The sequence below is a fragment of the Microbacterium sp. NPDC079176 genome, assembly GCF_040686675.1.
Taxonomy (GTDB): Bacteria; Actinomycetota; Actinomycetes; order Actinomycetales; family Microbacteriaceae; genus Microbacterium.
In genome coordinates, this window is sequence record NZ_JBFBLM010000005.1 from 1 (window position 1) to 19,794 (window position 19,794).

The following is a 19,794-nucleotide window of genomic DNA, read 5'->3' on the forward strand; positions in this document are numbered from 1 at the left end:
CCCGGAACCACCTGCAGGAAGGCTCGGACCATGGTCAGCATCGGCACCTATCAGCGGGTCGACGTGACGGATGCCGCGGCATCCCTCATCCGCGATCTCACCGTGCAGCACGGACCCCTGATGTTCCATCAGTCGGGCGGATGCTGCGACGGCTCGTCACCCATGTGCTACCCGGTCGGCATGTTCATCACCGGGCCGAGCGATGTGCTGCTCGGCGCCCTCGATGTGGGGCTCGACTCCCCGGTCGAGGTCTTCATGTCGGAATCGCAGTTCGAGTACTGGAAGTACACCCACCTCACGATCGACGTCGTGCCGGGCCGCGGTGCCGGCTTCTCGGTCGAGGGTCCCACTGGAATGCGGTTCCTGATCCGCTCGCGGATGCTGAACGACGCGGAGCTGCAGTACTTCGGCCTCGCGCCTTCGGGGAGCTGAGGGAAATGTGGCCAGAAGTATGCCTCTGTTGGCAGCGCATCGGACTAGAAAGGCGAGATGCAGCGCGTATACAGGAGTGAGTTGAAGGACTGCGTATCGCCTCTCGTCGACTTTTGGTTGTCGCAGCCAGGCATCGGTCAGGATATTGAAGACGCACGAAGGCAGTCAGCGGCCGGTGAGTTGCGCACGACTGAGGAGACGATGAAGCGATACGGATTTCAGCCCCGGTGAGTGGAGTCGATTTCGCGGATCCATCCGGGCGAAACCGCGACAGGCTGCCGGAGCAACCAGCCAAAGCATGGAGGGGATGCCGTGAGTTCTACCGTGGCCGCCCTCGCGCCTGGTTACCATGGGCCGATGTGGTGGACGGATGAGGAGTGGGCCGAACTCGTGGACCCGGAGGTCTGCGGTATGTGTGCCGACGCACATCTGCCGGAGAACGAGCACAGCATCCTGGTGGCCTCGACCGAGATGACTCACGTCCGATTGGTACGAAACCAGGCGCATCCCGGCTACACCGTCGTGATCCTCCGTGAGCATCTCACTGACCTCGGTCAGCTGGATGCCGGCCAGCTCAGCGCGTTCTGGCGCGACGTCCAACGAGCGGGCCGATCCATCGACAGGGCATTCGACCCGCGGAAGATCAACTACCTGGTGATGGGACATCGGGCCCCGCATCTCCACTGCCATGTGTTCCCGCAGCATCTGGCGGATGACCCGCTTCAGAACGTGGACATCTCCGATGGACCTGTGCATCTCCCTGACTCGGACATGACCCATTCTGTGGTCGCACTCCGAGAGGCCTGGCACGCGTCAGCCTGACACCACGGAGTCGTCTGCGGCCACCCTGCTGGACGATGTCGGCTGGCTGTAGACACCCCGACGGTCGGGCAGCCATCCGTGAAACGGCCAGCCATCCATGACGAGCGACTGCCGCGACTCAGCGGGGGAGTCGCGGAACCGCGTCGACCAGCGCCCGGGTGTACGGGTCCTGCGGTGCGTGCAGCACGGATGCGGTGGCGCCCTGTTCGACGACGCGGCCGTTCTGCAGCACCACGGTGCGGTCGCAGGCTGACGCGATCGCGGTGAGATCGTGCGACACCATCACGAGCGACAGGCCGTTCTCTCGACGCAGGCGGTCGAGCAGCTCGAGCACCTGCACGCGCGTCGTCACGTCGAGGGCGCTCACCGGCTCATCGGCGAGCAGCACGCGCGGGCGCGAGACCACGGCTCGGGCGATCGCGATGCGCTGACGCTGGCCGCCCGAGAACTCGTGCGGGTATCGGCGGGCGGTGTCGGCGGGAAGCCCGACCGACTCGAGGGCCTCGGCGATGCGGCGCTGCGCGTCGGCGCCGGAGGCGAGGCCGAGTGAACGCAGGGGCTCGCCGATGATGCGGTCGATGCGCTGACGGGGGTCGAGCGACGAGTACGGATCCTGGAACACCGGCTGCACGCTCGCGCGGAAGCGGCGCATCTGCGCACGGTCGCGCAGCGACAGGGGAGCACCGTCGAAGAGCACCTGTCCATCGCGTGGTGCCGAGAGCCCGAGCATCAGCCGCAGGATCGTGGACTTGCCCGCACCCGACTCGCCCACGAGGCCGAGCGAGTCTCCCTCGTCGAGGCTCAGCGAGATGTCGTCGAGCACCCGGCGCGATCCGTAGGCGAAGCCGGCACTGCGCAGTTCGAGGAGGCTCATGCGTCAGCCTCCTTCGCATCGAGGAACGCATCGAGCGCGCGAGCGCTGTCGACCAGCATCCGCGTGTACGGCTCCGCGGGGCGCCGCAGCACCTCGGCGACCGCCCCCTCCTCGACCACCAGACCATCGCGCAGCACGACGATGCGGTCGACCATGCGAGACACGACGGCGAGGTCGTGGCTGATGAACAGCAACGCCATGCCGCGTTCGGCGACGAGTCGCTCGAGCAGCGTGAGCACGGCATCCTGCACGGTCACGTCGAGCGCGGTGGTGGGTTCGTCTGCGATGAGCAGCTGTGGCCGGGCGGCCAAGGCGATGGCGATCGCCACACGCTGGCGCTGACCGCCGGACAGCTCGTGCGGGTAGGCGCGCGCGAATCGCGGCTCAGACAGCGACACCTCATCGAGCGCCGCCGTGACGGCCGACCGCAGTTCCGCGCCGCGCAGGCCGAGATGACGACGCAGCGGCTCAGCGATCTGGCGACCGACCCTCATCAGAGGGTCGAGCGCCGTGAGCGGCTCCTGGAACACGATCTGGGCGACGGGTCCGCGCAACGGCCTCAGGTCGGCATCCCGCGCACCGACGACCTGGTGCCCGTCGAGCAGCACCGACCCGGACGAGACGAGAGAATCCGGCAGCAGGCCGGTGACCGCGAGCGAGGTGAGCGACTTGCCCGACCCGGACTCGCCGATCAGCCCCAGGCGTTCGCCGGGCTGCAGCGAGAACGAGACATCGCGCACGAGAGCCGCGGATCTGGAGCGAACGGTGAGCCCTGCGACCTCGAGAATGCTCATCGGCTCCTCCTGCGGGTCGGGTCGGCGAGATCGCGCAGGCCGTCGGCGAGGAAGTTGACCCCGAGCACGAGGGCGATGATCGCGATGCCGGGGGCGATAGCGCCGACGGGAGCGGTGAGCACGGTGCCCTGCGCCTCCTGCAGCATCCGACCCCACGAGGCGTTGGGCGGCGGGGCACCGAGCCCGAGGTACGACAGGCTCGCCTCCGCGAGCACCGCGGCACCGAACTGCAGCGCCAGACTGACCGCGAGGGTCGGTGCGATGTTGGGCAGCACGTGCTCGAACACGATGCCGAGCACACCCGTGCCGCTGGTGCGTGCGGCGGTGATGTACTGCTCCTGCAGCACGCGGCGCGAGAGGATGCGGGTGAGACGCGCGACGACCGCCGACATCGCCAGTCCGATCGCGAGCACCGCCGACCACAGCGACGCTCCCTGCACCGCGACGACGAGCATCGCGAGCAGCAGCACCGGGAAGGCGATCACGACGTCCAGTCCGGAGGAGAGCGTGTCGTCGACCCATGGTCGCGAGAAGGCGGCGATCAGTCCGACGATCACGCCGAGAACGGCGGCGATAGCGACCGAGCAGATGCCCACGATCAAGGCGATCCTCGCACCCCACATGAGCTGCGAGAGCAGGTCGCGGCCGAGCCGATCGGTGCCGAGCAGGTGCATGGCGCTCGGCCCCTCGAGACGACTTCCACTCGTGTCGGCGAGCGGATAGGGGAGCCAGAACAGCGACACCAGCGCGATGAGCACGATGATGCCGGTGAGCACGAGCCCGATCAGCAGGGTCGCCTTCGGCCGCCTCCGCACGGGGACGGATCCGGTGATCAGCTGCTCGGCGACGCGGCTCATCGGTTGCCCGAGACGCTCGTGCGCAGTCGCGGATCGATCAGGCGCTGCACGATGTCGGCGGCGAACCCGACGAGCAGCACGAAGAGGGTGCTGACGACGAGGACGCCCTGGATGACCTGGAAATCATGCTGTTCGATGGCCGACAGCAGCAGACTGCCGAGACCGGGAAGAGTGAAGACGCTCTCGACGACGACCGCGCCGAGCAGCGTGGTGGACAGCTCGATGCCGAGGACCGCGACGACCGGCACCGAGCCGTTGCGCACTCCGTGACGCAGCAGCGCCTCGGACATGCCCGACCCGCCGGCGCGCGCGGTGCGGAGGTAATCGCTGCCGATCACGTCGAGGGTGGCGGAGCGCACGTAACGGCTGAGGGATGCACTCATCACGATCACGATCGTCGTCACCGGCAGCGCGAGAGAGCGTAGCGCGTCGGCCGGATCCTCCCAGCCGTCGCGCGGGAATCCGCCGGACGGCAGCAGGCCGAGGCCGAGTGCAAAGATCCAGACGAGCACGACGCCCACCCAGAACACCGGCACGGCAACACCCAGCTGCGCGAATCCCGAGAGCGCGATGCCGTACCAGCGGTCGGACTTCACGGCGGCGGTGATGCCGATCACCAGGGAGACGAGAAGGGCGGCGGTGAACGCGATGAGTGTGAGTGGGAGGGTCACGGCGAGGCGATCGGCGATGTCGGGGCCGACCGGACGCGAGCTCAGGAACGACTCACCGAGGTCGAAGCGCAGGAGCTGACCGGCCCAGGTCGTGAACTGCTGCAGGAGGGGCTGATCCGAGCCGACCTGTGCGCGGGCGGCGGCGATCTGCTCGGGTGTCGCATTCACCGAGAGCAGGGCGTTCGCCGGGTCGCCGGGGAGCAGCCGCAGCAGCACGAAGATCGCGATCATCGCGACGACGAGCGAGACCACGAGGAACGCGAGGCGGCGCAGCAGGTAGGCGAGCATGGCTTCTCAGGATGAAAGAGGGGGATGCCGACACGCGGCATCCCCCTCGCGCGTCAGGACTTGACGATGTCGTAGGCGAAGAACTGCGAGTTCAGGCCGTTGACCGGGTAACCGCTGAGGTCGCTCGAGGCGACCACGATCTGCGGGTACAGGTACAACCATACGCTCGCGGCATCCTCGGCGATCTTCTCGTTGACCTGCTTCAGCAGAGCTGTCTGCTCGTCGGTCGTGGCGGCCTGCTCGGCCTCGGCCACCCACTGCTGCACCTGGGCGTCGTCGTAGCCCCAGTAGAAGTCGGGGTTGCCGTACCAGACCACATCGCGGTCGTTCACGTGCTCCTGCAGGGTGGCCTCGAAGTCCTGCTCCTTGAAGACCTTCGTGTACCACTCGTCGGCGCTGATCGTGTTGATCTCGACCGTGATGCCGACCTCGGCGAGCTGCGACTGCAGGAACTCCGCGACGGCGGGGTGCGGGTCGTAGCTCGGGGTGTCTAGCGTGAAGGTGAAGCCGTCCGCGTAGCCGGCCTGCGCGAGCAGATCCTTCGAGAGGTCGACGTCGTACGGGTTCACCTGGGTGAGGTCCTCGTACCAGGGGTCGGTGGGCGGCACCATCGATCCGATGAGCGTGCCGTAGTCGCCCCAGATCGACTCGAGCAGCTTCTGGGTGTCGATGGCCGAGTAGATCGCCTTGCGCACGAGGGCGTTGTCGAACGGGGCGACCCGGTCGTTGAAGGCGAGCAGCTCCTTGGTCGTCGAGGTGCCCTCGCTGATGACGTAGTCGTCGCTGTCGAACTGCGCGAGCGAGTCCGGGCTCTGCACGCTGGTGATCACGTCGATCTCGCCGGTGGCCAGAGCGTTGTTCTCAGCGGTCGCGTCGGTGAAGTACGTGTAGACGACCTCGCCGTTCTTGGCGGGCTCGCCCCAGTAGTCGTCCCAGCGCTCGAGGGTCAGGGTCGAGCCCTTCTTCCACTCGTCGAGCGTGTAGGGGCCGGTGCCGTCTTCCGTGCCGGTGATGTCACCGGCCTCGTCGTTGACGATCCAGACGTAGCTGAGGTTGTAGAGGAACGAGATCGACCGCTGCGACAGCGTGAAGACGACGGTCTGGTCATCGGGCGTCGCGATGTCGGCGATGGTCGTGAAGCTCGACTTGCGCGCCGACACGGAGTCCTCGGCGGTGACGGCCTCCATGCTCGACTTCACGTCGGCGGACGTGAGCGGGTCACCCGAGTGGAACGTCACATCGTCGCGCAGAGTGATCGTGTAGGTCAGGCCGTCATCCGACACCTGGGCGTCTTCGGCGAGAAGCGGCTCGACCTCTCCGTCGTCGGTCAGGCGATAGAGGCCCTCGTAGACGTTGCCGGTCAGTGCCTCGGTCACACCCTGGCCGCCGCCCTGCGTGTTGCTCAGGTTGGTGGGCTCGTACAGCGACCCGATGAAGATGGTGGCGTCTTCGCTCGCGGCGTCGTCGGTGGCGCCCGACGCGCAGCCGGCCACGAGGGCGAGCGTGGCGACGGCGCCGAGCGCGCCGAGGATGCGGGTTCTTCTCATGAGTGCTCCAGGGTGAGGGTGCGCGGCGTCACGCCGCGTAGATGTCGAAGCCGTCGCGGAAGACGACGTTCTTCTCGCCTGCTCGGATAGGCAGGGGGAAGCGGTTGGATGCCGGCGGCAGCGGGCAGTTGTACTGGGCGCTGAATCCGCACGGCGGCACGAAGGCGCGGTTGAAGTCGAGCACCACGGTGCCCTCGTCGTCACGGAGCTCTACGAAGAGGAAGCGGCCGGATCCGTAGGTCTCGGAACCGTTCGTCTCGTCGCCGAAGACGAGCAGCAGCGTGCCGCCGTCGTCGAAGGCCGCAAGGTCGTACGCGCGGCCGTCGAGCACGAAGTGGATGTCGCCGGGGACGACGAGCTCACGCGTGCCGCCGTTGTCGCGGATGTGCTCGAACGACACCCGACGATCGCCGGAGACCGGCGTGAAGTGCCCCTCCAGAACCCATGCCGGGTCGTACTCGTATGTGTCGATGCGGTCGAAGGCGCGGATGGCGGGGGACTCGGCATCCCACACGCGCAGCCCGTGCTCGGCCTCCCCGGTCTCGATGTTCGTGCGCTGGATCGGCGTCACGGTCACCGTGTCGGATGAGGCCTGCCGCTCGGCATCCAGATCGGGAGCCTCGCCCGTCCAGCGGGTCTCGATCAGCGCGAGGTTGCCGGTCGCAGAGGTGACGGAGGCGCGGCGATCGGCCTGCCACTGGGTGTGATCTTCGAGTTCAGACATCACCTTCCATTCTCTTGCATGCAGACGGGGGTGGGGCCGGACGCGTCACTCTGGGTAACGGAGATCACGGTGCCAGGAGGGCATGCACGAATGCGGTGTCGGAAAGGCGCCCCAGACCCTCATTTCGCACGTTTCTGGACCGGATGCAACGTGTTCGGTCGAGTCTCTCGGACGCAATGGAATGCAACGTATACCGGTATACCATTACTCATATACGCGCAGAGTCGTCAGTCCCCAGCTGACCCGCGCGTGGACGGTTCGACCGTCCTGCGGAGGGAGAGTCAGATCTTCTTCTGATCCCGAGGGGGGATGGGGTGGGAGCGCTGATCCCCAGTCAGCACCCACCCCCACAACCCACCCTCGGGGGTTCCCTCAGAACGACCTGAACCAGAACCAGATCAGTGCGAAACCGACGAGGAACACGATCGGCACCCACTGGAAGCTGCGCTTCAGCCGGCGTCCCTCACGCGCGACTCCTGGCGGGGGAGCGAGAAGACCGGCCGGCGGAGCGAAGGGCAGGCTCGCGGACGCGCCCACCGGTGCGAGGGCGGGCGACGGAGATGCCGGAGCCGCACTCTCGAGCCGCAGACGCTCATCGCGCCAGCGCTCCCACTGATCGAGCTTCGTCATCAAGGCGCCGACGGCTCCGAACAGCCACGCCCAGGTCGCAGGGTCGAGGGTCGACGCCTTGCGCTGTGTATAGAGGAACATCCAGTCGTCGACGATCTCGACATCGAGCTCGGCGGCATTGTCGATGAACCTGGCCATGATGTCGGGCGTGAACAGATACAGCGCGTCACGCTCGTACCCCTCGGGGCAGTACAGCGTGAAGTACTGATCGAAGTCGCCCTCCAGCGAGAGGCGCTGCTCGCGCTGGAACGACGCGGGCAGATTCGACCCGAAGCCGTTGTTGCCCTTGGCGTCGAGCACGATGTTCGGCAGGGGCACATCGAGCTTGACGGCGACGTAGCCCCAGCGGTGGGTGGTCGAGTTCTTCCCCGACCCGGTCGTGTATCGGTAGTTGCCGAACTCGACGAAGCGAGGCTTCGCGCCTCGCACGAGATCGGTGGCTTCTCGGGAGCGTCCGAGGCCGAACAGCATGCCCGGAAGGGCAGGGTCGGCGACCCTGGCCTCGTACGTCATCCCGTTCGCCCGGGCGAATGCGTCGAGGCGGTACCGCGCGATGCGGGATCGGCGCCAGCCGACGGTGGCGATCGTGATCCCGACGACTGCGGCGACGAGGATCCCGATGCCGGCGAACGACGACGACCCTGCATCGGTGAGCAGCGAGACCATCGTCGCGCCGACGACCGTCATGGCGGTGAGGAACACGATGCCGAAGATCACGAAGGCGACGATCGTCGTGGCCGAGCCGCCCATCTTGCCCCGCGAGCGCAGCTCGGCGTTGAAGGTGCTGACGGCCCGGGCGTCGACGGGATCGGTGAGCGGGCGGGCGTCGAACGATGCGGCCGGCTGCGGTGCCGTCATCGGTTCACCTCGTCGGAGTCCCACGTGAGTTCGGCGTTCTCGGGGATGGCGAAGACCTCGAGGAGGTCGTCGGCGATGAGCTCGGCGATCAGCTCGGCGGACCCCGCGATGATCGTCGAGTCGTAGTCGACCTCGGTGACGAGCACCCAGGCGTGATCGTCGGGCCACAGGATGCTGGGGCTCTGCGCGGCCGGCGCGAACCCGTGCTCCTCGGACTCGCGATCCCGCCACGGCACGTCGAGCACCCAGTCCCGACGCGCGAACGTGCTCGGCGCACCACGGAACAGCACGTGATCGCGGTCCCGCAGCTGCAGCCGAGGACCCTCCGAGACCTCGCGCGACAGGATGCCCTCCTGCCACGTCGGCTTGCGGAACGCGTTGTTGAGCGGATCGCGGATGCTGCGGTCGAGCATCGCCCGGTGGTTCGGGTCGTCGTCGAACGTGAGGAAGGTGCGCGAGGGGCCGTGTCCGAGGTGACCCAGCAACCCGCCCGTGCCCTCCCAGAGCGCGGCGAATCCGGCATCCGGCGTCGCGGTGTGCGAGACGAGATGACCCACGACGGTCGCGAGCATCTCGGACGAGACGGCGCCGTCCATCGGCGCGGTGAACTCGCGCCCGTCGGGGGAGATCCGCGCGTTCCAGTCGGTCTCCGGCGGAGTGCGCACGATCCGCTGCCATTGAGCGAGAGGATGCAGCGTCGTGCCGAAGGCGGCGGCCGTCTGCGCCCATGTCGCCGGTTCATCGATGAACCGATCGAGGAGCGACTGTCGCTCGGCCTCCGGCATCCGGTCGTAGTCGTCGTAGGTCGGCACCGGTCGGTCGGGGAGCGATCGCACGATCGCAGGGTGCAGGATGCGCGCATACGCGGGGAAGCCGTGCGGCACCACGGCGTGCATCGTCGAGTTCCAGGGGTCGTCGAGACGCTCGCGCAGCCAGTCTCCGGCAGAGGTGTCAGGCATCCAGTGCATGCGACCCACGGTACCCGGGGGCCTTCCCGACTCCCGAGGTCTCGACGGCGATGCGGCACCTCGACCCCGATCGTGTGGTCAGACGAAAGGGCGCGCCGGGGAGCCTCTCTGCGGAATTCGTCTCGCTCCGCGCGCCCGTCCGGCGGCCGACCCAGACGGTTCACGAGGCGAGATGAGAGTCGCCGCCACCCCCTCCATAATCGGAGGGTGAGCACGACTGCAACCATCCCCTCCCTCGACGGCCGCCGGTTCCTGATGGTCTCGTCGACCACCTCGGCCGTGGATCCCGAATCGCCCAGCGAGTTCGTGTACTGGGAGAAGGACGGGGCGATCTGGGGCGACTACTCCGGTGACACCGTCACCTTCGGGCGCTTCGTCGGCACCCGCACCGGCGACACCATCTGGGTCTCGTTCGTGCACGTGCTCGTCTCCGACGGCACCGTCGTGACCGGAGACGGGGAGAGCCGGCTCGAGCTCACGGATGACGGTCGCATCCGCCTCGTCGAGCACTACGAGATGCACGGACTGCCGCAGCTCAGCGTCTGCGAAGAGCCCGCAGCCGCCTGACGGCTCGTTCCGCCGCGGGTCAGCGTGGCGGGAGCATGTCGCGGCCCGGCGTCGCCGGCGTCCACCGCGTCATGCCCAGCGGCGTGGCCAGGTCGCGCTCGGGCAGGTCGCTCGGCAGCAGGAACGACCGGCGGATGACCTCGTCGAGCACGACCACGCTGACGACCGTGCGCACCTCGGGCAGCTGCGCGATGACACCCGTCGTGAACTCGTGCACGCCGCTCACGTCGACCGCACGGATCAGCAGCATGGCGTCGTGCTCGCCGGTGGTGATGGCGCACCACTCGACATCGGGCATCTCGAGCACGCTCTCGCGGAACGACGCCCAGGCCTGCGGGTGCACGGTGACGAAGACCAGCGCACCGATCGACAGCCCGGCCTTCGACTGGTCGACGCGGGCGCTGAATCCCGTGATCACTCCGTCCTGCATGAGCGTCTCGACGCGGGTATAGGCGTTGGCCCGCGAGATCCCGACGGTCTCGGCCAGTGCGGCGATCGAGATACGACCGTTATCACGCAGCGTCTCGAGGATTCTGTATCCGATGTCGTCCAGTGGGGCGGCACTTCGTCCAGATTGCCTCGTAGCTTCGTCGCTCTTGGTGGACACAATGCTCCTCACGGGCGGGGTCTTGGACAGACTGTGATGACGTCTGCATTCTTGCTGGACACATAGTCCCATACAATGCGAATCTGATCACCGGTCGTCCACCCGGCGTCGACCGAACCCGATGAAACTCCTCGCCCCTGGAGGCCCATATGTCGTCACGTCGCAGCACGTCCGTCATCGCGATCGGAGCCGTCGCTCTCTTCGCCCTCGCTGGTTGCTCCGGTGGCAACTCGGCGAACAACGGCGGAGAATCCTCCGGTTCCGATTCGCTCGTCATCGACACCGCGTTCTCGATCGAGACCGCCGACCCGGGTCACACCTACGACCCGACCGGCAACATGATCGCCAAGGCGCTCTACGAGACGCTCGTCGACTTCGAGGGCTCCGACGTCTCGACCCCCGTCCCCGGCCTCGCATCGTGGGAGCAGAACGACGAGGCGACCGAGTTCACGTTCACGCTCGAGGGGGACCGCGTCTTCTCCGACGGCTCGCCGATCGAGGCGAAGGACGTCGTCTTCACCCTGCAGCGCATCCAGGGCATGACCGATGCCAAGCCGAACTTCCTCCTGGGCGGTCTGACCATCACCGAGGTCGACGAGAAGACGATCTCGATCACCTCCGAGACGCCGCTGCTGCAGCTGCCCGCGATCCTCGCGAACCCGGCGCTCGGCATCGTCAACTCCGACGTCGTGATCGCGAACGGCGGAACCACCGACGGCACCGACAGCGCACAGGAGTTCCTCGACGGAACCTCCGCCGGCTCGGGACCGTTCGTGCTCGACACCCTCGACCTCTCGTCGCAGGTCGTGCTGACCAAGAGCGACGAGTACAACGGCGACGAAGAGTCTGAATACGCCCGTGTCGTCGTGCGCAACGTCTCGGAGAGTGCGACGCAGCTCGCGAACCTCAAGGGCGGCGACTCGATGGTCGCGATGGACCTCAACGGCGACCAGGTCTCGGGCCTCGGCGACGGACTGAACGTCGAGTCGGTGCCGTCGGGCCAGACGATCTTCCTGCTGCTCAACCAGTCCGAGGCCGTCGCGGGCGAGCTCGCGAACGTCAAGATCGCCGAGGCGATCCGCTACGCGCTCGACTACGACGCGCTGCTCGAGCTCGCGGGTGCCGGCGCCGTGCAGGCGACCGGAGTGATCCCGCCCGGATTCGAGGGCGCCCTCGACAGCGGTGTGGAGCAGGACCTCGACAAGTCGAAGGCTGCTCTGGCCGAGGCCGGCTACACGGGTCAGACCCTGAAGCTGCAGTTCCCGAACGACTACCCGGTCGGCGGTGTGGAGTTCACCCCGCTCGCCGAGCGCGTCCAGGCTCAGCTCGAGGATGCCGGCATCGCCGTCGAACTCGCGCCTGCCCCGTTCGCCACCGAGCTCGACGCGTACGTCAACGGCACCGAGGGCTTCGGCCTGTGGTTCTGGGGCCCCGACTACGCCGACTCGGCGAACTTCCTTCCGTTCGCTCCCGGTCTGAAGGTCGGCCTGCGTGCCGGCTGGGCGGCTGAGGCGAACCCCGAGATCGCAGGCATCGCAGCCGGTGCTGCCGCCGCTACCGATGAGGCCCAGCGCAGCGAGGCCTTCACCTCGTTCGCCGAGGCGATGCAGACCGAAGGTCCCTTCGTTCCGCTGATCGTCCCCGGTCGCAACATCGCCACGGCGGATGCCGTCACCGGCGCCGTGTACAACTCGGTGTGGGAGATGGACATCGCCGAGATCACGCCTGCCGGCTGATCGGAGCTGACTCATGACGACGGTGGCCGTGCGACGGCAAGCACAGCGTCGCAGGTCGCCGCTCGTCGGATACCTGCTTCGCCGGATCGGCACTTCGCTGCTCCTTCTCGTGGGGGTCACGATCGTGACCTTCGCACTGACGAACCTCGTGCCCGGCGACCCCGTGTCGGCGGCACTGGGTGAGGGAGCATCGCAGAATCCCGAGACGCGCGAGGCGTTCATCAAGGCCCAGGGCCTCGATCAGCCGCTGTTCGTGCAGTACTTCATCTACATGGGGAATCTCCTTCGCGGAGACCTCGGCACATCGCTGGTGACCGGGCGACCGGTCACCAGCGACCTGGCCACCGCGGTGCCGGCGACGATCGAGATCGCGATCGGCGCCATCATCCTCAGCCTCGCGGTCAGCGTCGTGCTCGGCACCCTCGCCGCCTACCGGCGCGGACTCGTCACCGATCAGGTGATCCGCATCGTGACGCTGATCGGTCTGAGCGTGCCGACGTTCTGGCTCGCGCTGGTCAGCTTCTACGTGTTCTTCCTCGAGCTGCGCATCGCCCCCGGCTCGGGTCGTATCTCGCCGTCGATCACGCCGCCGCCCCGCATCACCGGGCTCTACACGGTCGACTACCTCCTCAACGGAGACGGCGTCGGATTCGCCGACGCGCTCGCCCACCTGGCGCTGCCGGTGATGGTGCTGTCGCTCGTGACGATCGGCCTGCTCACCCGCTTCATCCGCACCTCCGTGCTCGAGGTGCTGGGCAGCGACTACGTGCGTGCTGCCCGGGCCAAGGGCCTTCCGGCGATGCGCGTGATCCTCGACTACGTCCTGCGCGGGGCATCCCTCCCGATCCTCACGGTCGTCGGCGTCGCCTTCGGATCCCTGCTCTCGGGCACCGTGCTCGTCGAGTCGGTGTTCGCCTGGCCCGGCCTGGGCACCTACGCCTACAACTCGGCGGCCAACCTCGACCTGCCCGGCATCATGGGAGTCGGCCTGGTCGTCGGGTTCATCTACCTCCTCATCAACTTCGTCGTCGACCTGCTCTACGGCGTCCTCGACCCGAGAGTGAGGATCGCATGAGCCGCATCGACTCGGCATCCGGCCCCTGGCGGTTCCGCTTCCGCTGGCCGCGCGCCTGGCGCACGCCCCTCGGCGTGATCGGCACCGTGATCGCGGGCGCCTGGATCATCGTCGCCTTCACCGCGCAGTGGTGGGTGCCGTACGGCCCCAACGCTCAGGTGCTGCCACGACTGCAGGCGCCGGGCATCGACACTCTGCTCGGCACCGACGGCAACGGCCGCGACATCTTCTCGCGTCTGATGACGGGTGCGACGGTGAGCCTGCCGCTCGCGCTCATGCTCGTGATCGCCGCGATGATCATCGGCACCGTGGTCGGCGCCGTCGCCGGGTACTTCGGCGGCTGGGTCGACGAGACGCTGATGCGCATCACCGACCTGTTCATGGCGTTCCCGACCGTCATCCTCGCGATGGTGGTGGCGGCATCCCTCGGCCCGTCGCTGTTCAACGCGGTGATCGCGGCGATCGTCGTCTCGTGGCCGCAGTACTCGCGAGTCACCCGCAGCATCGTGCTGGGCCTCCGCGGCCAGAACTACGTGATCGCGGGCCGCCTGCTCGGCCACTCGCCGCTGCGGACGCTGTTCATCGACATCCTCCCGAACATCGCCGGCCCCGTGCTGGTGCTCGCGACGCTCGACATCGGCGCCGCGATCCTGCTGCTGTCCGGACTCTCGTTCCTCGGTCTCGGCGCGCAGCCGCCGACCGCCGAATGGGGCTCCATGATCTCGGCGGCCATGCAGAACTTCGACGCGTGGTGGCTCGGAGTCTTCCCGGGACTCGCGATCCTCACGGTGGTGCTGGCATTCAACTTCCTGGGTGATGCGATGCGCGACATCCTCGACCCGACGGCCGAGGTCACCCACGAGAAGCAAGCCGAGCATGTGGCCTCCGCGAAGGGAGCGGCAGCATGAGCGCTTCGGCCCCCACGAGTGCTCTGAGCATCCGCGACCTGACGATCGACATCGGTCGTCCTCTCGTGCACGGCATCTCTCTCGACCTCGAGGCCGGACGCATCCACGGTCTCGCCGGCGAGTCAGGATCCGGCAAGACGCTCACCTCGTTGGCCGTCCTCGGACTCCTGCCCCGGCAGGCACGCACGGGCGGATCGATCACGCTCGCGGGGGAGGAGCTGGTGGGCATGCGCCGGCGGGCGCTCAACCGCATCCGCGGCAGGCGCATCGCGATGATCTTCCAGGACCCCTCGGCGTCGCTGCACCCGCAGCTGCCGATCGGCCGCCAGCTCACGGATCACATGCGCGTGCACCTCGGACTGCGAGGCGAGGCGGCGAAGGCTCGGGCCATCGAACTGCTCGAGACCGTGCAGGTGCCGAACCCGGATGCTGCGCTGAAGCGCTATCCGCACCAGTTCTCCGGCGGACAGCGCCAGCGCATCGCGATCGCGTGCGCCCTCGCGTGCGACCCCGAGGTGCTGCTGGCCGATGAGCCGACCACGGCACTCGACGTCACGGTGCAGGCCGGCATCCTGCGGCTGCTGCGCGACCTCGCGACCGAGCGCAACCTCGCGGTGCTGCTCGTCACCCACGACCTGGGCGTCATGAGCGCGATCGCCGACGAGGTCGCCGTGATGAAGAACGGGCAGATCGTCGAGCGGGCCGACCGCGAGACGCTGTTCCGCGACCCGCAGCACGAATACACTCGCACGCTGCTCGCGGCGCTACCGGGGTCGAAGATCGCGACCGCCGACGCGGATCCCGCGCTGCTCGATCCGGTGCTGCCGGAGTCGGCAGTGCAGGATGCCGAAGAGGAGGCCCGAGATGAGTGAAGTCGCCGTCCTCGACGCGCAGGGCGTCGTCGTGCGCTACCCCGGGAGTCCTCCGGTGGTCGCCGTCGACGGCGTCTCGTTGACCGTCGCCCCCGGAGAGACCGTCGCGCTCGTGGGCGAATCCGGCAGCGGCAAGTCGAGCCTCGCCCGCGCGGTCGTCGGCATCGAGAAGCTCGCCGGGGGAGAGGTGCGCTTCCGCGACGCTCCTGTGAAGCCGCTCGGCATCCGTCGACGCGACCTGGCGCTCACCGGCATCCAGATGGTGTTCCAGGATCCGTCGACCTCGCTGAACCCTCGTCGCCGCGTGGGCGATCAGATCGCCGACGGCATCGCCACGGCTCGGGCTCGGGGTGCCGAAGGGTCGACGGTCGCCGAGTGGCTCGACCGCGTCGGCCTGCCGACCGAAGTCGCGACGCGATTCCCGCACCAGTTCTCGGGCGGGCAGAAGCAGCGACTCGCGATCGCGCGAGCGCTCGCCGCGCGGCCGTCGCTGCTCGTCGCCGACGAGCCGATCTCGGCCCTGGACGCATCGACCCAGACCAGCGTCGCGGGGCTCATGCGAGACCTCGTCGCGGAATCCGGCGCGGGGATGCTGTTCATATCGCACGACCTCGCCGTGGTCCGCCGCATCGCGGACCGCACCTTCGTGATGTTCGCCGGGCGGGTGCTCGAAGCCGGGGCCACCGACCGTGTGTGGTCTGCACCGCAGCATCCGTACACGCAGGCCCTGCTCGCTGCGATCCCCGAGCCCGACGGTGCGGGCCGCATCCCGGTCGCCCCCTCGACGAACGAGCGGACCGTCTGGTCGGAGATCGCCCCCGTCCTCGACTGAGCCGCGCTGTCGGCTCGGTCGTTCGGGAGGAGATCCGCGGACGGGAGGATGCTCCGAGCCGGATGCTCCTCCCGATCGCAGATCTCCTCCGAATCGCCGACCCCATCGCCGATCCATGCCGACAGGAAGCGACCCGGAACGCACTGCGGGCCGAGGCGTCAGCCCCGGCCCGCAGCATCCGCTCGTGGTTCAGAGCGGGGCGACGATGTCCTGCTCGACGTCCCACTCGGTGATCTCGAGAGAGGTCTCGATCATCTGGCCCGCGGCCTCGGTGCTGCCGCTCGTGGCCAGCACGACGTAGTCCTCGGTGACCTCGAAGACGACGTCGACGGCGACGCCCTGCGCCTCGGACGTGCCGCTCACGAGATACACGTCCTGACCCAGGCGCGTGCCGGTCCCGGTGACGGTGAACTCGCCGGTGAGGGCGCCGGCGGCGGTGGCCGGGTCGGTGCCCGCGGCCGTGGCGGCACCGCTGCTGAGAGCGGCGACGATCGGGTCGCTCGAGTTCGGGTCGGCGACCTGCCACTCGGTCGTCGGCGTCTTCACCCATGCGTCGTCGCCGATCAGGATGAGCGAGCCCATGGGCGTGATCGTCTCGACGGCATCCGTCTCGGGGTTGAACCGGGCGGTGGTGTCCATACCCAGGATCGACGTCTTGGCGGCATAGCCGGCGGTGTCGGTCATCGCCTCGGTGATGCAGGCGCCGAGCTCGGCGCCGTCGACCGTCGCACCCTCCGACAGCTCGGGGCAGTCGGAATCGGATGCGGCACCGTCGGTCGCAGGCGTCTCCTCGGCGGCCGACGTCGGCTCCGAATCGGCGGGCTCTTCGGCACCCGCGGTGCACCCGGTGAGCAGTACGGTGGCGGCCAGGACGATGCCGACCCCCCACTTGTTGACGCGCATGGCGTTCCCCCTTCGGTCGTGTGCGCACTGAGAGTCAGCACGCACGCATTCCAGCATGCCAAGTGCGAGGTGATGCGCGTGGGGGCACTCCGAAGGTTTCTCCGCTACACTGTCAAGGTTGTCTGCCATCAGGCACCCACTCGGGTGGCTCGGCGGATGACGTGCACACACCCTCCTGCTTCCGGGAAAGTCCCGGAAGCCGTTCTAGTCCGAAGGAGGTGGGTAAGTGACGCACCAGTACGAACTCATGGTCATTCTGACCCCCGAGATCGACGAGCGCCAGGTCGCCCCTACGCTCGACAAGTTCCTGAAGGTCATCACCAACGATGGTGGCTCGATTGACAAGGTCGACATCTGGGGCAAGCGCCGTCTGGCTTACGAGATCCAGAAGAAGAACGAGGGCATCTACGCCGTCGTCAACTTCACCGCCACCAGCGAGGCCACGCAGGAGCTCGACCGTCAGCTGAAGCTGAACGAGCAGATCATGCGCACGAAGGTCCTTCGCTCTGAGGAAGCTCAGGCGATGGTCGCTTCGGAGGCCAAGCGCTCTGAAGAGAAGGCTGCCCGCAAGGCCGCCAAGGCTGCGAAGGCCTGAGTCCGATGGCCGGCGAAACAGTCATCACCGTGGTGGGCAACCTCACGGCCGACCCCGAGCTGCGCTACACGCAGAACGGACTGCCGGTGGCGAACTTCACCATCGCTTCGACGCCTCGGAACTTCGACCGCGCCGCCAACGAGTGGAAGGACGGCGAAGCGCTGTTCCTCCGCGCGTCGGTCTGGCGCGAGTTCGCCGAGCACGTGGCGGGTTCGCTGACCAAGGGCATGCGCGTCATGGCGCAGGGCCGTCTGCGTCAGCGCTCCTACCAGGACCGCGAGGGCAACCAGCGCACCGCGATCGAGCTGGAGGTCGACGAGATCGGCCCCTCGCTTCGGTACGCGACCGCGCAGGTCACCCGTGCGGCGTCGACCGGTGGCGGCGGCGGTGGCGGACAGTCCCGTCCCGCACAGCAGCAGCAGGTGTCGGAAGAGCCGTGGTCTACGCCCGGCTCGTCGACCAGCGCAGATGCCTGGAGCACTCCGGGCAGCTTCGGTGACGACACCCCCTTCTGAAACAGGATCTCCGGATGCTTCGGCATCCGACTCATAATTAAGGAAAAACAATGGCTGGAAAGTCGAGCGGCGACCGCCGCAAGCCGCGGAAGGGTGGCAAGCCCACCGCTCCCGCGAAGTCGATCCGGGTCGGAGTCATCGATTACAAGGATGTCTCCACCCTCCGTAAGTTCGTCTCGGAGCGCGGCAAGATCCGTGCCCGTCGTATCACCGGTGTTTCGGTGCAGGAGCAGCGTCTGATCGCCACCGCGATCAAGAACGCGCGCGAAATGGCACTCCTGCCCTACGCTGGCGCCGGCCGGTAAGGGGTAACGAGATGGCAAAGCTGATTCTCACGAACGAGGTCGCCGGGCTTGGTAGCGCCGGTGACGTGGTCGAGGTCAAGAACGGGTTCGCCCGCAACTACCTCATCCCCCAGGGCTTCGCTACGGCGTGGACCCGCGGTGGCGAAAAGCAGGTCGCTTCGATCCAGGCTGCTCGTCAGGCTCGCGCGATCCACGACCGCGACGAGGCCGTGGCCCTGAAGAACTCCCTCGAGAACACCAAGGTGCGCCTGGCCGTCAAGGCCGGCAACGAGGGTCGTCTCTTCGGTTCGGTCAAGACCGATCACATCGCGGATGCTGTCGCAGCCGCGGGTCTCGGCTCGATCGACAAGCGCAAGGTGCACATCCCGTCGGCGATCAAGACGACCGGTGAGCACGAGGCCACGGTTCGTCTGCACGACGACGTGACCGCAGTCATCACGCTGCAGGTCGTCGCCGCCAAGTAAGGCGCGACGCTCTCGAACGCCCTCTGTCCTTCGGGACAGGGGGCGTTCTGCGTGTGCGGGGCTGTCGGGGCGCACTCGCTCGGGGGAGTGGCGGGCACGACGGATGCCCCGCGCTGGGGACGCGGGGCATCCGTGAACTGTGCGGCATCGCCGACGCGGGCAGGTCTGGGGAACCTGCGCGGGGCGTCGCGGGACCCGCACACCGACGGTGTCGCATCTCCTCCCCCGAGGACGTCGACACCGCCGGGGTCTGCGGCTACGCCGTCACACGGCGGCGGCGCAGCATCCCCGCTCCGAGGAGGAGCAGGAGAGTGGCGAGCGACACGAAGGCGATCGAGGACGAACCACCTGTGGCGGCCAGTCCCTCGATGGGTTCGGATGCCGTCGCAGCTGTGCCGCTCGCGGCAGCGGCTGCGGTGGCGCCCGTGCCGACGGCTGTCACCGTTCCGGGATTCATGCCGATTCCGGGGGTGGTTCCGGGGTCGACTCCGGGGTTCGTTCCGGGGTCGGTTCCCGGGTCCGTTCCCGGGTCGGTGCCGGGGTTCGTGCCGGGGTCGGTGCCGGGGTTCGTTCCGGGGTCGGTTCCCGGGTCGGTGCCGGGGTCGGTGCCCGGGTCCGTTCCGGGATCAGTGCCCGGGTCCGTCGTCGGCGGCGTCACCGTGCTCTCGCCGACCACGGAGATGGCGTTGCCGCCGATCGTGATCGGTGCGGTGATGGGTGCGGTGACCTGGGTGCCGCCGAGGATTCCGTCGTCTCCGGTGGTGGTGCTGCCGGTGGTTGGGCTTCCTGCGGTGCCGGTGCTGGTGCCGCCGGTGGATTCGCTGTCTCCGAGGATGGAGATGGCGTTGCCGGTGACGTCGATCGGTGCGGTGACGGGTGCGACGACCTGGGTGCCGCTCGCGATTCCGTCGTCTCCGGACGTCTCCGCTCCGGTGCTGCTGCCTCGGGAC

The 19,794-nt window shown here is 67.9% G+C and carries 23 protein-coding genes; 12 read left to right on the top strand and 11 right to left on the bottom strand.

The annotated features are described in order from the left end of the window. The first annotated feature begins 30 nt into the window (after positions 1-30). Positions 31-432 (top strand): DUF779 domain-containing protein, encoded by a 402-nt coding sequence (locus AB0P11_RS12935; RefSeq protein ID WP_187249170.1) that lies wholly within the window; start codon positions 31-33, stop codon positions 430-432. 357 nt (positions 433-789) lie between these two features. Continuing rightward, on the top strand, positions 790-1,254 hold the full coding sequence (locus AB0P11_RS12940) for an HIT family protein (RefSeq protein ID WP_320489276.1): 465 nt from the start codon (positions 790-792) through the stop codon (positions 1,252-1,254). A gap of 118 nt (positions 1,255-1,372) precedes the next feature. Here the strand turns inward: AB0P11_RS12940 and AB0P11_RS12945 are convergent, their stop codons facing one another. From AB0P11_RS12945 to AB0P11_RS12980, 8 genes are all read right to left on the bottom strand, one after another. Beyond that, positions 1,373-2,128, bottom strand: a complete 756-nt coding sequence (locus tag AB0P11_RS12945; RefSeq protein WP_363522364.1) for an ATP-binding cassette domain-containing protein — start codon at positions 2,126-2,128, stop codon at positions 1,373-1,375. Next, positions 2,125-2,922 carry an ABC transporter ATP-binding protein gene (locus AB0P11_RS12950; protein WP_363522366.1) on the bottom strand — a complete coding sequence of 266 codons (798 nt, stop codon included), beginning with the start codon at positions 2,920-2,922 and terminating at the stop codon, positions 2,125-2,127. The genes AB0P11_RS12945 and AB0P11_RS12950 overlap by 4 nt, the downstream gene beginning before the upstream one ends. After that, positions 2,919-3,779, bottom strand: coding sequence for an ABC transporter permease (locus tag AB0P11_RS12955; RefSeq protein ID WP_363522368.1), 861 nt, complete (start codon positions 3,777-3,779; stop codon positions 2,919-2,921). Before AB0P11_RS12955 ends, AB0P11_RS12950 begins: the two co-directional genes overlap by 4 nt. Further along, positions 3,776-4,738, bottom strand: coding sequence for an ABC transporter permease (locus AB0P11_RS12960; protein ID WP_053098213.1), 963 nt, complete (start codon positions 4,736-4,738; stop codon positions 3,776-3,778). The genes AB0P11_RS12955 and AB0P11_RS12960 overlap by 4 nt, the downstream gene beginning before the upstream one ends. Positions 4,739-4,791: 53 nt before the next feature. Further along, positions 4,792-6,285, bottom strand: coding sequence for an ABC transporter substrate-binding protein (locus tag AB0P11_RS12965; protein WP_363522371.1), 1,494 nt, complete (start codon positions 6,283-6,285; stop codon positions 4,792-4,794). A 28-nt stretch (positions 6,286-6,313) separates the two neighbouring features. After that, entirely contained in the window at positions 6,314-7,009 is a 696-nt protein-coding gene (locus tag AB0P11_RS12970) for a DUF1684 domain-containing protein (protein ID WP_056275568.1), read from the bottom strand. Between the two features lie 372 nt (positions 7,010-7,381). Continuing rightward, positions 7,382-8,497, bottom strand: a complete 1,116-nt coding sequence (locus tag AB0P11_RS12975) for a DUF3137 domain-containing protein (protein WP_230101266.1) — start codon at positions 8,495-8,497, stop codon at positions 7,382-7,384. Then, the gene (locus tag AB0P11_RS12980) at positions 8,494-9,456 is read right to left on the bottom strand and encodes a hypothetical protein (protein WP_363522374.1); all 963 of its coding nucleotides are present in this window, start codon (positions 9,454-9,456) and stop codon (positions 8,494-8,496) included. Before AB0P11_RS12980 ends, AB0P11_RS12975 begins: the two co-directional genes overlap by 4 nt. Positions 9,457-9,672: 216 nt before the next feature. Between AB0P11_RS12980 and AB0P11_RS12985 the strand changes: the two genes are divergently transcribed. Next, on the top strand, positions 9,673-10,032 hold the full coding sequence (locus tag AB0P11_RS12985) for a hypothetical protein (RefSeq protein WP_230101268.1): 360 nt from the start codon (positions 9,673-9,675) through the stop codon (positions 10,030-10,032). 19 nt (positions 10,033-10,051) lie between these two features. Here AB0P11_RS12985 and AB0P11_RS12990 read toward each other — a convergent pair whose 3' ends face one another. After that, positions 10,052-10,639 carry an Lrp/AsnC family transcriptional regulator gene (locus AB0P11_RS12990; protein WP_230101269.1) on the bottom strand — a complete coding sequence of 196 codons (588 nt, stop codon included), beginning with the start codon at positions 10,637-10,639 and terminating at the stop codon, positions 10,052-10,054. Between the two features lie 149 nt (positions 10,640-10,788). Between AB0P11_RS12990 and AB0P11_RS12995 the strand changes: the two genes are divergently transcribed. Genes AB0P11_RS12995 through AB0P11_RS13015 form a run of 5 tightly spaced genes read left to right on the top strand, consistent with a single transcriptional unit; the run spans position 10,789 to position 16,062 of the window. Beyond that, on the top strand, positions 10,789-12,375 hold the full coding sequence (locus AB0P11_RS12995; protein ID WP_363522377.1) for an ABC transporter substrate-binding protein: 1,587 nt from the start codon (positions 10,789-10,791) through the stop codon (positions 12,373-12,375). Positions 12,376-12,388: 13 nt separating this feature from the next. After that, entirely contained in the window at positions 12,389-13,450 is a 1,062-nt protein-coding gene (locus AB0P11_RS13000) for an ABC transporter permease (protein ID WP_053098208.1), read from the top strand. Next, positions 13,447-14,358: an ABC transporter permease gene (locus AB0P11_RS13005; protein ID WP_053098207.1), complete on the top strand. Its 912-nt coding sequence runs from the start codon at positions 13,447-13,449 to the stop codon at positions 14,356-14,358. The genes AB0P11_RS13000 and AB0P11_RS13005 overlap by 4 nt, the downstream gene beginning before the upstream one ends. Beyond that, positions 14,355-15,230, top strand: a complete 876-nt coding sequence (locus tag AB0P11_RS13010; RefSeq protein WP_083569412.1) for an ABC transporter ATP-binding protein — start codon at positions 14,355-14,357, stop codon at positions 15,228-15,230. Before AB0P11_RS13005 ends, AB0P11_RS13010 begins: the two co-directional genes overlap by 4 nt. Next, positions 15,223-16,062 (top strand): ATP-binding cassette domain-containing protein, encoded by an 840-nt coding sequence (locus AB0P11_RS13015; protein ID WP_053098206.1) that lies wholly within the window; start codon positions 15,223-15,225, stop codon positions 16,060-16,062. Before AB0P11_RS13010 ends, AB0P11_RS13015 begins: the two co-directional genes overlap by 8 nt. A 189-nt stretch (positions 16,063-16,251) precedes the next feature. Here the strand turns inward: AB0P11_RS13015 and AB0P11_RS13020 are convergent, their stop codons facing one another. After that, positions 16,252-16,965 (bottom strand): hypothetical protein, encoded by a 714-nt coding sequence (locus tag AB0P11_RS13020; RefSeq protein WP_230101270.1) that lies wholly within the window; start codon positions 16,963-16,965, stop codon positions 16,252-16,254. A 226-nt stretch (positions 16,966-17,191) separates the two neighbouring features. Between AB0P11_RS13020 and rpsF the strand changes: the two genes are divergently transcribed. The 4 genes from rpsF to rplI are packed head-to-tail and all read left to right on the top strand — an operon-like array spanning position 17,192 to position 18,844. Then, positions 17,192-17,560 carry a 30S ribosomal protein S6 gene (rpsF, locus tag AB0P11_RS13025; protein WP_029264265.1) on the top strand — a complete coding sequence of 123 codons (369 nt, stop codon included), beginning with the start codon at positions 17,192-17,194 and terminating at the stop codon, positions 17,558-17,560. A 5-nt stretch (positions 17,561-17,565) separates the two neighbouring features. Next, on the top strand, positions 17,566-18,075 hold the full coding sequence (locus AB0P11_RS13030) for a single-stranded DNA-binding protein (protein ID WP_053098204.1): 510 nt from the start codon (positions 17,566-17,568) through the stop codon (positions 18,073-18,075). A 50-nt stretch (positions 18,076-18,125) separates the two neighbouring features. Beyond that, entirely contained in the window at positions 18,126-18,380 is a 255-nt protein-coding gene (rpsR, locus tag AB0P11_RS13035; RefSeq protein WP_042541518.1) for a 30S ribosomal protein S18, read from the top strand. 11 nt (positions 18,381-18,391) lie between these two features. Beyond that, positions 18,392-18,844, top strand: a complete 453-nt coding sequence (rplI, locus tag AB0P11_RS13040; RefSeq protein ID WP_053098203.1) for a 50S ribosomal protein L9 — start codon at positions 18,392-18,394, stop codon at positions 18,842-18,844. Between the two features lie 256 nt (positions 18,845-19,100). On the opposite strand, the gene AB0P11_RS13045 is transcribed toward rplI, so the two are convergent. After that, on the bottom strand, positions 19,101-19,794 hold a 694-nt coding region (locus tag AB0P11_RS13045; protein WP_363522381.1), incomplete at its 5' end, for a chaplin family protein.

Coding starts and splice junctions, on each gene's coding strand:
- AB0P11_RS12965 (WP_363522371.1), bottom strand. CDS start 6,285: ATGAGAAGAACCCGCATCCTCGGCGCGCTCGGCGCCGTCGCCACGCTC.
- AB0P11_RS13000 (WP_053098208.1), top strand. CDS start 12,389: ATGACGACGGTGGCCGTGCGACGGCAAGCACAGCGTCGCAGGTCGCCG.
- AB0P11_RS12950 (WP_363522366.1), bottom strand. CDS start 2,922: ATGAGCATTCTCGAGGTCGCAGGGCTCACCGTTCGCTCCAGATCCGCG.
- AB0P11_RS13030 (WP_053098204.1), top strand. CDS start 17,566: ATGGCCGGCGAAACAGTCATCACCGTGGTGGGCAACCTCACGGCCGAC.
- rplI (WP_053098203.1), top strand. CDS start 18,392: ATGGCAAAGCTGATTCTCACGAACGAGGTCGCCGGGCTTGGTAGCGCC.
- AB0P11_RS12970 (WP_056275568.1), bottom strand. CDS start 7,009: ATGTCTGAACTCGAAGATCACACCCAGTGGCAGGCCGATCGCCGCGCC.
- AB0P11_RS12960 (WP_053098213.1), bottom strand. CDS start 4,738: ATGCTCGCCTACCTGCTGCGCCGCCTCGCGTTCCTCGTGGTCTCGCTC.
- AB0P11_RS12945 (WP_363522364.1), bottom strand. CDS start 2,128: ATGAGCCTCCTCGAACTGCGCAGTGCCGGCTTCGCCTACGGATCGCGC.
- AB0P11_RS13010 (WP_083569412.1), top strand. CDS start 14,355: ATGAGCGCTTCGGCCCCCACGAGTGCTCTGAGCATCCGCGACCTGACG.
- AB0P11_RS13020 (WP_230101270.1), bottom strand. CDS start 16,965: ATGCGCGTCAACAAGTGGGGGGTCGGCATCGTCCTGGCCGCCACCGTA.
- AB0P11_RS12995 (WP_363522377.1), top strand. CDS start 10,789: ATGTCGTCACGTCGCAGCACGTCCGTCATCGCGATCGGAGCCGTCGCT.
- AB0P11_RS12980 (WP_363522374.1), bottom strand. CDS start 9,456: ATGCCTGACACCTCTGCCGGAGACTGGCTGCGCGAGCGTCTCGACGAC.
- AB0P11_RS12975 (WP_230101266.1), bottom strand. CDS start 8,497: ATGACGGCACCGCAGCCGGCCGCATCGTTCGACGCCCGCCCGCTCACC.
- AB0P11_RS12955 (WP_363522368.1), bottom strand. CDS start 3,779: ATGAGCCGCGTCGCCGAGCAGCTGATCACCGGATCCGTCCCCGTGCGG.
- rpsR (WP_042541518.1), top strand. CDS start 18,126: ATGGCTGGAAAGTCGAGCGGCGACCGCCGCAAGCCGCGGAAGGGTGGC.
- AB0P11_RS13005 (WP_053098207.1), top strand. CDS start 13,447: ATGAGCCGCATCGACTCGGCATCCGGCCCCTGGCGGTTCCGCTTCCGC.
- AB0P11_RS12940 (WP_320489276.1), top strand. CDS start 790: ATGTGGTGGACGGATGAGGAGTGGGCCGAACTCGTGGACCCGGAGGTC.
- AB0P11_RS12935 (WP_187249170.1), top strand. CDS start 31: ATGGTCAGCATCGGCACCTATCAGCGGGTCGACGTGACGGATGCCGCG.
- AB0P11_RS13015 (WP_053098206.1), top strand. CDS start 15,223: ATGAGTGAAGTCGCCGTCCTCGACGCGCAGGGCGTCGTCGTGCGCTAC.